This window comes from Coprobacillus cateniformis (genome assembly GCF_009767585.1).
Taxonomy (GTDB): domain Bacteria; phylum Bacillota_I; class Bacilli_A; order Erysipelotrichales; family Coprobacillaceae; genus Coprobacillus; species Coprobacillus cateniformis.
Genome location: NZ_WSNW01000001.1, coordinates 2,128,256 through 2,141,072 on the forward strand (window position 1 = coordinate 2,128,256; position 12,817 = coordinate 2,141,072).

General features: G+C 31.9%; 11 protein-coding genes. 9 read left to right on the top strand and 2 right to left on the bottom strand.

The window, feature by feature from the left end:
• Nucleotides 1–2 precede the first annotated feature (2 nt).
• Genes GQF29_RS10655 through GQF29_RS10665 form a run of 3 tightly spaced genes read left to right on the top strand, consistent with a single transcriptional unit; the run spans nucleotide 3 to nucleotide 3,210 of the window.
• Nucleotides 3–1,007, top strand: coding sequence for an ABC transporter ATP-binding protein (locus tag GQF29_RS10655; protein WP_008787305.1), 1,005 nt, complete (start codon nucleotides 3–5; stop codon nucleotides 1,005–1,007).
• The gene (locus GQF29_RS10660) at nucleotides 1,007–1,966 is read left to right on the top strand and encodes an ABC transporter ATP-binding protein (RefSeq protein ID WP_008787306.1); all 960 of its coding nucleotides are present in this window, start codon (nucleotides 1,007–1,009) and stop codon (nucleotides 1,964–1,966) included. Before GQF29_RS10655 ends, GQF29_RS10660 begins: the two co-directional genes overlap by 1 nt.
• Nucleotides 1,967–1,968: 2 nt before the next feature.
• Complete coding sequence (locus GQF29_RS10665; protein WP_008787307.1) at nucleotides 1,969–3,210, top strand: MFS transporter; 1,242 nt, start codon at nucleotides 1,969–1,971, stop codon at nucleotides 3,208–3,210.
• Between the two features lie 32 nt (nucleotides 3,211–3,242).
• Here GQF29_RS10665 and GQF29_RS10670 read toward each other — a convergent pair whose 3' ends face one another.
• Entirely contained in the window at nucleotides 3,243–4,610 is a 1,368-nt protein-coding gene (locus GQF29_RS10670; protein WP_008787308.1) for an aminopeptidase, read from the bottom strand.
• 112 nt (nucleotides 4,611–4,722) lie between these two features.
• Between GQF29_RS10670 and GQF29_RS10675 the strand changes: the two genes are divergently transcribed.
• The 6 genes from GQF29_RS10675 (at nucleotide 4,723) to GQF29_RS10700 (ending at nucleotide 11,382) form a co-directional block, all read left to right on the top strand.
• Nucleotides 4,723–5,457: a nitroreductase family protein gene (locus GQF29_RS10675; RefSeq protein ID WP_017143937.1), complete on the top strand. Its 735-nt coding sequence runs from the start codon at nucleotides 4,723–4,725 to the stop codon at nucleotides 5,455–5,457.
• Between the two features lie 309 nt (nucleotides 5,458–5,766).
• Nucleotides 5,767–7,395, top strand: coding sequence for a peptide ABC transporter substrate-binding protein (locus GQF29_RS10680; RefSeq protein WP_008787310.1), 1,629 nt, complete (start codon nucleotides 5,767–5,769; stop codon nucleotides 7,393–7,395).
• Between the two features lie 81 nt (nucleotides 7,396–7,476).
• Nucleotides 7,477–8,421 (top strand): ABC transporter permease, encoded by a 945-nt coding sequence (locus GQF29_RS10685; RefSeq protein WP_008787311.1) that lies wholly within the window; start codon nucleotides 7,477–7,479, stop codon nucleotides 8,419–8,421.
• A gap of 2 nt (nucleotides 8,422–8,423) precedes the next feature.
• Nucleotides 8,424–9,350 (top strand): ABC transporter permease, encoded by a 927-nt coding sequence (locus tag GQF29_RS10690; RefSeq protein ID WP_008787312.1) that lies wholly within the window; start codon nucleotides 8,424–8,426, stop codon nucleotides 9,348–9,350.
• 3 nt (nucleotides 9,351–9,353) lie between these two features.
• Complete coding sequence (locus GQF29_RS10695) at nucleotides 9,354–10,448, top strand: ABC transporter ATP-binding protein (protein WP_008787313.1); 1,095 nt, start codon at nucleotides 9,354–9,356, stop codon at nucleotides 10,446–10,448.
• Nucleotides 10,438–11,382, top strand: a complete 945-nt coding sequence (locus GQF29_RS10700) for an ABC transporter ATP-binding protein (RefSeq protein ID WP_008787314.1) — start codon at nucleotides 10,438–10,440, stop codon at nucleotides 11,380–11,382. Before GQF29_RS10695 ends, GQF29_RS10700 begins: the two co-directional genes overlap by 11 nt.
• A gap of 151 nt (nucleotides 11,383–11,533) precedes the next feature.
• On the opposite strand, the gene GQF29_RS10705 is transcribed toward GQF29_RS10700, so the two are convergent.
• Nucleotides 11,534–12,715 (bottom strand): AI-2E family transporter, encoded by a 1,182-nt coding sequence (locus GQF29_RS10705; RefSeq protein ID WP_008787315.1) that lies wholly within the window; start codon nucleotides 12,713–12,715, stop codon nucleotides 11,534–11,536.
• Nucleotides 12,716–12,817: the final 102 nt, after the last annotated feature.

A 12,817-nucleotide genomic window follows, 5' to 3' on the forward strand; every position in this document is an offset into this window, starting at 1 on the left:
TAATGGCAGAAAGAATATTAGATATAAAAGATTTATATGTGTCGTTTGATACTTACGCAGGTGAGGTTCAAGCGGTTAGAGGTGTTTCATATCACGTAGATGCAGGTGAAGTTCTTGCAGTTGTAGGTGAATCTGGTTGTGGAAAGTCTGTGACAGCTCAAACAATCATGAAATTAAATCCTATGCCACCTGCTCGTATTAAAAGTGGTGAATTAACATTAGATGGTATTGACATTGTTGCAACACCTGAAGATGCTATGCAAAAGATTCGTGGAAAAGAAGTCAGCATGATCTTCCAAGATCCAATGACATCTTTAAATCCAACAATGCAAGTTGGTAAACAAATTGTTGAGGCTATTAAACATCATCAAAATATGAAAGATGATGAAGCTCAAGCTTTAGCAATTGAAATGTTGAAGAAAGTTCAAATTCCTAATGCTGAAGAACGTGCAAAACAATATCCTCACCAATATTCAGGTGGGATGAGACAACGTGCGATGATTGCTATGGCATTGTCATGTAATCCAAAGTTGTTAATTGCAGATGAACCAACAACAGCACTAGATGTTACAATTCAAGCACAGATTATTGATTTGTTATCAGATATTAGAAAAGAATTGAATACAGCAATTATTTTGATTACACATGACTTAGGGGTTGTTGCTAACTTAGCGGATCGTGTTGCTGTTATGTATGCGGGGAAAGTTGTTGAAACAGGAACTGCAAAAGATATCTTCTATCGACCAAGTCATCCATATACAGAAGCTTTATTGAGTTCATTGCCTAAGCATGATACAGATAAAGGGGATGTGTTAGTATCTATTCCTGGTACCCCCCCCGATTTGATTCAGCCGCCTAAGGGATGTGCATTTGCAAGTAGATGTACAAAGTGTATGAAAATATGTAAAGAAAAACAACCTCCAGTCTTTAAGGTTGATGAAGGACATGAGTCTTCATGCTGGTTATTGCATAAAGATTGTCCAAGTGAAAGAAAGGAGGCAAAATAATGGAAGATAAAGTTTTACTTTCTCTACAGGATTTATCTAAAAATTTCCATGTCAACGGTGGAACATTAAAAGCTGTTAATCATGTAAACTTTGATATTAAAAAAGGTGAAACGGTTGGGCTTGTTGGTGAATCAGGATGTGGAAAATCAACATTAGGTCGTACAGTTATGGGAATTTATTCCCCAACATCTGGTAAGATATTATATGATGGTGAAGAATTGCATGTCAAATCAGCAAAAGATCGTTTAGACTATGCAAAGAAAGCACAAATGATTTTCCAAGATCCATATGCCTCTTTAAATCCGCGTATGACAGTAGGAGATATTATTGCTGAGGGTATGGAAATTCATAAAATGTATGATGCTGATAAACGCAAGAAAAAAGTTCAAGAACTTTTAGAGCTTGTTGGTTTAAATAAAGAACATGCAAATAGATTTCCTCATGAGTTCTCTGGTGGACAACGTCAAAGAATTGGTATTGCGAGAGCTTTAGCAATTGAACCAGAATTCTTAGTATGTGATGAACCAATCTCAGCATTGGATGTTTCTATCCAATCACAAGTCATCAATTTGTTGATAGATTTACAGAAAGAATTGGGATTAACATATTTATTTATTGCTCATGATTTAGATATCGTTCGTTATATTTCTGATCGTATTGTTGTTATGTATTTAGGACATGTTGTAGAAATTGCTGAAGCAAATGAAGTTTATAATCATGCATTGCATCCTTATAGCCAAGCATTATTATCTGCGGTTCCAATTCCAGATCCTGATTTGGAATCACAAAAACAAAGAATTATTTTACAAGGGGATGTTCCTAGTCCAATTAATTTGCCTGATGGATGTCCTTTTGTTGGAAGATGTTCTAGAGCTTGTGACAAATGTCATAGTGACAAACCTCAATTAGTAGAGGTTGAGCCTAATCATTTTGTAGCATGCCATAACATTGAAAAATAAAAATGAATGTATTTAAGCAATATTCAGGTCTAAGAAGAGAAATGTATGTTCTCTTCTTTGGTCGTATTGTGACAAATTTGGGATCAATGGTTTTTCCCTTATTAACGCTTATATTATCAAACAAGCTGCACATGGATGCAGCTTCTATTGCATCTTTATTGTTATTTATGAGTATTGCACAGTTTCCAACAATATATATTGCAGGATATTTAGCGGATCATTATAACAAAAGAAATATAATTATTATCTGTGATTTCATAACGGTTGTGTGTTATTTTCTTGCGGGTATGATTCCACTTTCTATGATAACTGTTGGCTTGTTATTTATTGCGAGTTTATTTGCAACAGTAGAGCACCCAGTATATGATGCGTTGGTTGCTGATTTAAGCAGTTATGAAGATCGAGAGAATGCGTATAGTTTAAGTTATCTAGGGATGAATTTAGGATTGGTGTTAGCACCAAGCATAGGGGGATTACTTTTTGCTAATTATTTAAATGTTGCATTTCTTATTGATGCTATATCTACTTTGTTATCAACGATTCTTATTTTTATATTTATTAAAGATATATCTGTGACAAAAAGTACAAATGGTCAAGATTTTTATGAAGAAAGTGAAGAAGAGAATTCTGTATTTAAAGTTTTGAAAGCCCGTAAAGCTATTGTTTATTTTATGATTTGTTCAATGATGATACAGATTGTATATAGCCAGTTTAATTTTTTAATGCCATTAAATTTTGAGCGCTTATATGGAGAACAGGGAGCTTTTATTTTTGGAACAATTACAAGTGTAAATGCCTTTGTTGTGATTTTTGCAACACCAATTTTGACAACAGTGAGTGAGAAGTTGAAAGATTTAAATAAAATCGTTGTTGGTGTATTCCTTATGACAATAGGATTTGGAATGTATATATTCATTCAAGGTATAATGTCTTTGTATTATGTATCAATTATTATCTTTACACTAGGGGAAATATATAATACCTTAGGCTCACAACCATATTTAACTAGGCGTATTCCTGTGACACATCGTGGACGCATATCAAGTGTGAGAAATATTTTTACGAGTTTAAGTGTTGCAATTGTCCAAAATGGTGTTGGATTTTTAATTGATCATCATTCTATGATTTTTATGTGGATAGTGATAACAATTGTGGGGTGTTTAACTGTTGGTATGGTCATGATATTACGAATTATAGATAAAAAAGATTATCCACGATTATATGAAAAAACCTATAGCAAGTAAGAAAATTCTTTAAATGCTATAGGTTTTTTATTTTAAGCTTTTTGTAAGAAAACTTTATAAGCTAAATAGCCTTCATAAACATCAACTTTAGAAACAATTTCATAAGGTGCATGCATATTTAAAACAGCAATACCTGCATCAATGACATTCATGTTATAGTTCCCAAGAATGTAGGCAATTGTACCTCCACCACCTTGATCTACTTTACCTAATTCAGCTGTTTGGAAATGAATTTGTGCTTCATCCATAATCTTTCTTAACTCAGCCATATATTCAGGATTTGCATCATTACTTCCACTTTTTCCTCTAGAGCCAGTATATTTATTAAAACAAATACCATTTCCTAAATATGCAGCATTTTTTGCATCATTAACTTCTTTATAGAGAGGATCAAATCCAGCACTCACATCACTTGATAACATCTTAGAGTTTGTCATTGCACGTTTTAATGACAAATAGTTATCATCACCACATAAGTGTAATAATTCAGCAATTGTATTTTCAAAGAATAAAGATTGAGCACCAGTTGCCCCAACACTTCCAATTTCTTCTTTATCAACTAAGATACAGCATGAAGTATATTCAGGTGTATCGATATCAAGGATAGCCATTAATGAAGTATATGCACATACACGATCATCATGTCCATAACCCATGACCATACTTCTATCAATTCCAAAATCTCTTGCTTTACCAGTTGGAACAACTTCAATTTCAGCACTTAAGAAGTCTTCTTCCTCAATATCATATTTTTCTTGTAACAATTTTAAAATATTTCTTTTAACAGTTTCTTTTTCCTCATCATCTAAAGGAATACTTCCTACATTAAGATCAAGATTTTCACCTTCAATAACTTTAGCAGCTGTCTTTTGTAATTGATCAGCAGATAAATGAATCAATAAGTCTGTCACACCAACAACTGGATCATTTTCGTCTTCACCAATCATAACATCTACAACTGTTCCATCTTTTTTGACAACAACTCCATAAAGTGATAAAGGAATTGTTACCCATTGATATTTCTTAACACCACCATAGTAATGCGTATCCATCATTGCAAAACCATCACTCTCATAAAGCGGATTTTGTTTTAAGTCTAAACGTGGTGAGTCAATATGTGCTCCAAGAATTCTCATTCCCTCTGTTAATGGCTTTTCACCCATCACAAATAAAGCAATATTTTTATCTTTATTAACAACATAAACCTTATCACCAGTTTTTAATGAAGAATATTCATTAATATCTTTAAATCCTTTTGCTGTTGCTAAAGCAATTGATTCTTTAACACAAGCTCTTTCTGTTTTTCCAGCTGAGATATAATGTTTATATCCTTCGTTGAAATCCATGACATCTTTATATTGATTGTCTTTGTATTTACTCCAAGTATTTTTAGCGTACATTTTATTCTCCTTTACTTATATATTTTAGTTACTTATATTCTCTATTATACATGGAAAAGCCAAGATAATCTATGTTATAATCAAAATAAAGTATGGAAATGGAGGACTTTTCATGAATAAAACATTTGAAGAACTATGTCTACGTAAATCTGTAAGAGATTTTCGTGATGAACCAATTACAGAAGAAGAAAAAAGAATGATATTAGAAGCAGCATTACAGGCACCTACGGCAGGAAATATGGCCTTATATTCGATTATAGATGTTCAGGATCAGGAACTTAAAGAGCGTTTAGCAGTTTTATGTGATCATCAACCATTTATAGCAAAGGCACCCATGATCTTGATATTTTTAGCTGATTATCAAAAATGGTATGATATCTTTAATGAATATACAGATGATATGCCAAAATTAGAAGAGTCTGATTTTATATTAGCTGGACAAGATTGTACAATTGCTGCCCATAATGCTGTTGTTGCTGCCCAATCACTAGGAATAGGATCGTGTTATATTGGAGATATTTTAGAAAACTTTGAAGTCCATCAAGAACTGTTTCGATTACCTAAATATACTGTACCATATATTATGGTTGTGTTTGGAAAACCAACACAGCAACAAAAAGATCGTATGAAACCAAAACGATTTGAATTAGAGGATTTAGTTCATATTGATTATTATCATCAAAAGGATATAACAGAAACAAAATCAATGTTTATGAAACAATCAAATAAAGATGAAAAAGCATTAGAACAATATATTCAGGCATTTGCAAAAAGAAAGTTTTTTGCTGAATTTCGTCATGAAATGAATAGGTCAGTAAGAGCAATTCTTGAGCATTGGATAAAATAAAGAGACATTATTGTCTTTTTTTCTTTATTTTGAAATATCATAAATGATTATTTATATACATATGAATTGTAAAGACAATCTAATTATTTTGTCAATAAAAGTCGCTTATTTATTGTATCATTGTATACACAATAAATAATATTTAGGATAACTTTAATAAATATCTAAAAATATTTGTAAAATTTAGACAATTAATAAAAATTAAACAAAAATAATTAAAAACTGTTTGACAACAAGTGTTTGTGTGTATATACTTAATGCATATACAAGGAAACTTGTTTATTAAATATGTTTATGGAGGGAGAAAACATGAAAAAACTAAAAGCTTTAGTTGCTGCAGGGTTAGCAGTAGCAATGTTAGTTGGATGTGGTTCAGATAGTGGAACAAGTGGTAAAACATTTACTTTTGCTAGTGAATTAGACATCAAAAATTTAGATTCATCAGATGCAGATGATGGTATGTCATTTAATGCAATGCATGCTTGTATTGATGGATTAATGGGGTTAGATAAAGACGGAAAAATTACTGAAGCATTAGCAGAGAAAGTTGATGTAAGTGATGATGGTTTAACTTACACTTTCCATTTAAGAGATGCAAAGTGGTCAAACGGGGATGCTGTGACAGCAAATGATTTTGTTTATGCATGGCAAAGAATTATGAAAAAGAATGGTAACTATGCTTATATGTTAGGTAGTGATGGTGCGGCATTAGTTGGTGCTGATGAAATTCTTGCAAAAATGGATAACAAACAAGATATTACTCAGGCTGATTTAGATAAGATGGGTGTAAAAGCTACTGATGAAAAAACATTAGAAGTAAAAATCACACGTAAGATTTCTTATTTTAAAGAATTAATGACTTTCCCTTGCTATTATCCAATTAATCAAAAGTTCTGTGAAGAAAAAGGTGACCAATATGCTAAGAGTGCTGAAAATGTATTATCTTGTGGTGCTTTTGTGATGAAAACATGGAAACCTGGAAATAAGGCAACTTATGAAAAGAATAAAGATTATTGGAATGCTGATGCTGTGAAGATTGATAACTTAGTTATGAATTTGGTTCAAGAACCAAAAGCAGCTGCAACAAACTTTGAAGGTGGAAAAAATGATTTTGCACCAATCAATTCTGATTTAGTAGATAAATATAAAGATGATGATTCTTATCAAACTTTTAATGAAGGATATTTATTCTATTTAAGTTTAAACTTTAAAACAAAAGAATTAGCAAATGCAAATGTGAGAAAAGCATTATCATTAGCTATTAATAGAGAAGACTTTACAGCAAATATCTTAAAAGATGGTTCTAAAGCCGCAAGAGGATTTATTCCTGCTGAATTGTCAACTGGACCAGATGGTAAAGATTTCCGCGATACTGCCGCAACATTTACTGCTTATGATACAACAAAAGCTCAAGAAGCATTAGATGCAGGATTAAAAGAATTAGGAGTTTCAAGTATTAAATTAAGATTAACTTATGGTACAGATGAATCACCAATGGATCAATTAGCAACTTATTTACAAAATTCATTCTCTAAATTAAAAGGTTTAGAAATTGAAATGGTTGCAACAACAAAACAAGATAGAATCTATACAAAACAAAAAAATGGAGACTATGATATTTGTTGTACTCGTTGGGGACCAGACTATGGAGATCCAACAACTTACCTTAACTTGTTATTAACTAATAATTCTAACAACTATGGTAAATATACAAGTTCAGCATTTGATGGAAAAATGGATCAAGCAAAACAAGCTAGTGATGATACACAACGTTGGACTTATTTACAAGAAGCAGAAAAGATTGCAATGGATGATTATGCATACATTCCTGTATTTGAAAAAGGAACAGCAGTTCTTCAAAATACAAAGGTTTCTGGATTGGTTCATAAACCAGTAGGTGTACCTTATACATTTACTTATGTAGACATTGCTGAATAGTTCAATTAAATAAAGAATGAAAGCATGATAAACACAATATAGGTATCTGTATTGTGTTTATCTTTTAAAAGGAGGAATTTGATGAATAAGTCAACACTCAAATATATTGGAAAACGTGTGATTATCTCAATCATTACTTTGCTTGTCATCTTGGCTGTCTTATTTATCATGATTAAGTTTTTGCCAGGGACACCATTTAACAATGAAAAGTTAAGTCCAGCACAAAGAGCAGCAATCATGGCAAAGTATGGTTTGGATCAGCCAATTATCGTACAGTTTTTCACTTATTTAAAAAATATGTTAACAGGAGATTTTGGTGTTTCTTTTAATATGTATAAAGATATGCCAGTTGCAACACTGGTAGGAGATGCTGCACAAATATCATTTAGTTTAGGAATTTCAGCTGTTATTTTTGGAACAGTTATTGGCATGGCATTAGGTGTATTTGCAGCATTGCATAAAAATACCTTTTGGGATACATTTGCAACAATTTTATCCGTTATAGGGGTATCAGTTCCATCGTTTGTTTTTGCCTTACTGATTTTAATATTCTTAGGCAGTCAATTGCATATATTACCAACCATGTATGATTCCAATGATGCTATCTATTCTTCGATTATGCCTGTTCTTGCTCTATCAGTAGGGGTTATTGCCAATGTCGCCCGTTTTACGAGAACAGAGATGATTTCAGTTCTGGGAAGCGAATATATGACCTTGGCTAAGGCAAAAGGTTTAGATAAAAATACATTGATTATGAAACATGCACTTAGAAATGCATTGATTCCAGTCATCACAATTTTAGCACCAATCCTAGTCAACTTAATGACGGGAACAATGGTTGTCGAAAAGATTTGTAGTGTCCCTGGATTAGGAACATTATTAATTGGAAGTATTTTAACAAATGATTATAACATAATTATGGCATGTTCATTTTTATATGCAGCAATGTATATTATTATGATGTTAGTGATTGATGTTTCTTATGGTATCATCGATCCAAGAATTAGATTAGGAAAGGATGATTAGTGATGGATAAGTTTGAGTTTTTAGAAACTGATTTTGAATTTGTTGGCGACAAGCAAGACATCACTAAAGATGTTGTAGCACCTGCAGTTCCTGCATGGAAAGATGCAATGCGTCGTTTCTCTAAGAATAAAGGAGCAGTTATTGGTTTTGCATTTATTGTTGTTGTGATTCTATTGGCTATTTTTGCACCAATGTTGTCTCATTGGAAATTTGATGATATTAATACAGCTATAAAGAATGTAGAACCAAATGCAACACATTGGTTTGGAACTGATGCTTATGGTAGAGATTTATGGGTTCGTTTGTGGACAGGGACACGTTATTCATTGTTTATTGCAGTTGCAGCTATTTTTATTGATGTTGTTATTGGAATGACATATGGTTTGATTTCAGGATATTTTGGTGGGAAGGTTGATGCGATTATGCAGCGTTTCCAGGAAATTATGAATTCTATACCAACATTGGTTGTCTTAATTTTATTAATGATGGTTATGAAAGCATCTTTAACAACAATTATTATTGCTTTGGCATTTACAGAATGGATTGGAATGAGTCGTATTACAAGAGCACAGGTTCTTAAAGTGAAAGAAGATGAGTTTGTTTTGGCTTCACGTACTCTTGGTGCAAGTGATTTCTTTATTATCTTTAAAGAAATTTTACCAAATATTTATAGTCAAATGATTATCATGGTTATGATGTCTATTCCAAATGCAATTTTTTATGAAGCATATTTATCTTTTGTTGGTTTAGGATTACCAATTCCAATGGCTTCACTTGGAACATTAATTAATGATGGTTTTAATAGTTTTTTGGTATATCCATATATGATGATTATTCCAGCAGTTGTGTTATCAATTTTAATGTTAAGTTTTAACTTATTTGGAGATGGACTTCGTGATGCATTAGATCCAACAATGAAGGAGATGTAGGGTATGGCTGATAGAGAAAGAATTTTAAAAATCAGAGATTTAAGTATCTCATTTCAAACTGATGCTGGACAAGTCAATGCTATTCGTGGAGTTGATCTTGATTTATATAAAGGTGAAACAATTGCCATTGTAGGTGAGTCTGGTTCTGGGAAATCAGTTACAACAAAAGCTATTATGGGGATATTGGCGAACAATGGAAAGATTGAAAGTGGTTCAATTGAATATGTTTGGCATGATGAAAATACTGGAGAAAGACAAGAACGAGATATTGTTAAATTAAGTGAACGTGAAATGCAAAAAGAAATCCGTGGACGTAAAATCGCAATGGTTTTTCAAGATCCTATGACTTCATTAAATCCTACTATGACAATTGGAAAGCAAGTTATGGAACCAATGATTTATCATTATGGAAAGTCTAAAGAAGAAGCATATCAAAAAGCAGTTGAACTGTTACAAGAAGTTGGGATTACAGATGCTGAAAAGCGTATGAAGAATTATCCTCATCAACTCTCAGGAGGAATGAGACAGAGAGTTGTCATTGCCATTGCTTTATCTTGTGATCCATATGTATTGATTTGTGATGAACCAACGACTGCTTTGGATGTAACAATTCAAGCAACAATCCTTGAATTGATTCAAGATATACAAAGAAAAAAAGATTTGTCAGTTATTTACATTACTCATGATTTAGGTGTCGTAGCAAAGGTAGCTGATTTTGTTAATGTTATGTATGCAGGTAAAATTATTGAGACTGGAACGATTAATGAAATTTTCTATGATCCACGTCATCCTTATACTTGGGGGTTATTATCATCAATGCCAGATTTGGATACAGATGATGATGAACTTTATACAATTCCTGGCACACCACCTAATCTTGCTCATGAGATTAAAGGAGATGCTTTTGCACCAAGAAATCAGTTTGCCTTAAACATTGATTTAAGGGTTGAACCACCAATGTTTGATGTTCCTGGTTCAAACAGTCATAAAGTTGCAAGCTGGTTAATGCATGAAAAAGCACCTAAGGTAGAAATGCCTGAAACGCTGAAGAAACGTATAGAGAAAATGAAAGAGGAGGGGTTAGCAAATGGAAAGTAAACAACCTATCCTTGTTGTTAAAGATTTAAAACAACATTTTAAGATTAATCGTAATTTTACAGTTAAAGCAGTTGATGGTATTTCTTTTGAAATTATGCCAGGAGAAACATATGGACTTGTTGGAGAATCTGGTTCAGGAAAATCAACAACGGGGAGAAGTATTATTCGTTTATATAAACCAACTGATGGTTCCATTATCTTTAATGGTGAAGATATTTCAGGGAAAATGAGTAAGAATGCTTTAAAAGATTTACGTACTAATATGCAAATGATATTTCAAGATCCAATGGCATGTTTAAACCCTAGAAAAAAGGTTCTTGATATTATTGCAGAGGGATTAGATATTCATAAAGCTTATTCTTCAATTCAAGAAAGAAATGAGAAAGTTTATGAAATCTTAGAACTTGTCGGTCTTTCTAGAGAACATGCTTCACGTTATCCACATCAATTCTCAGGGGGACAACGTCAACGTATTGGCATAGCAAGAGCATTAATTATGAATCCCGATTTAATTATAGCTGATGAAGCTATTTCAGCTTTGGATGTTTCTATTCAAGCTCAAGTTGTCAATTTAATGAAAAAGATTCAAAAGGAAACAAATATTGCTTATTTGTTTATTGCCCATGACTTATCAATGGTCAAATATATTAGTGACCGTATAGGTGTTTTACATTTAGGACATTTAGTAGAAACAGGAACTGCTGAAGAAATATTTAATAATCCACTCCATCCATATACCAAATCATTATTATCAGCAATTCCTCATCCAAATCCAACTGTTGAAAAGACAAGAACTTCTTTGACATATGATTATAATAAAAGTGGATTGGATTATGAAGCTGGTATCCAAAACAAAGTCACTGAAACACATTATGTACTTGGGACAGAAAAAGAATTGAAATCATTTATTGAACATCAAAATGATAAAATTTGATGAAATAAGGCTAATGAAATTCTTCATTGAACTCATTAGCCTTTTGCATGTTTATTTTATTTAAGAAGACTATTTTATAATAAAAAAGTTCCTATCTTTAATGATGATAAGAACTTTTATAAAAATAATTTTAAATATATATGATGTTCATTTAAAGATTATCTGGATCAATCTTTGTAATTGAATGATCTGTGACTTCAATATGTTTTCGATAAAGTGCAATATTGACAACACGGCTACCAACTGCATAAATCAAAGCCATACTTGGAACTGCAATTAAGAGTCCAAAGAAACCAAGGAGATTTCCAAAGATAACTAAAGAAAGAAGTACATAAACACCAGATATCCCAACAGCACCACCAACAACTCTTGGATAAATAATATTTGCTTCAAACTGTTGAATAATAACAAAGCAAAGAGTAAAGATAATAGCTTGAGTTGGTTCAACAGCTAAAACCAATACAAAACTGATACCAAATCCCACAAAACCTCCAAACATTGGAACTAAACTTGCAATTCCTATGATAAAGGCTAATAATTCAGGGAAAGGCATACCGGAAATCTTAAAACCAGCATACATCAATGATGTCAGAATACAACATTCTAAAAGCTGACCAGATACAAAGCCATTAAAATAATGATTGGCTTCAGCACCAATATCAAAGATAACAAGAGATTCTTTATAACCAAAGAAGAATGTAACTATCTTCTTCAATTGTCTTAAATGTGTTTCTTTATTAGCTAATAAATATAAAGCCATAATAAACGATGTAATAGCATTGATAAATGTTCCAAAAATACCAATAGATTGAAATATTAAATTAATACCTGCATTTCCTAATAAGTCTCCACTTTTAGAAAGAAAACTATTCAAATCCATATTGGTTAATGCTTGTTGAATAGAATCATAATTAATGGCATAATTCACATTGAATTGTGCCAATGCATCATTCACTAAAGTAACTAAACGATTAGAATAATTAAATATATTGGTAATGATTAAACTAATACTCTCTCCTAATTTTGGAATAATAAATGAAGAGAAGAGAACAAGTAAAATAATAGCAAGGATTAAAGTTGTCGTAATGGACAGTCCTCTTTTTAATCCTTTTTTCTTAATCTTTTTACCATATAAATGCTCAATCTTTCGCATTGGAATATTTAAGATAAACGCAATAATAATAGCAATATATAGCGGTGTTGCTAAAGATAATAAATATCCAACAACTGAAAAGACTGTTTCATAGTTAAAGACAACAAAGGCTAATAATATTGCATATGTTATATAAAGCATGGTTTTATTGTTCTTGACAATATGAGTTTTATCTATCACTTTTTCACCTTCTTTGACTTTTTAATCATAACATAATTTATAGAAAAAGTGTAGTTGATTGTGTAAGTCTTCAAAACATGATAAAATAAGACAAAGAGGTGA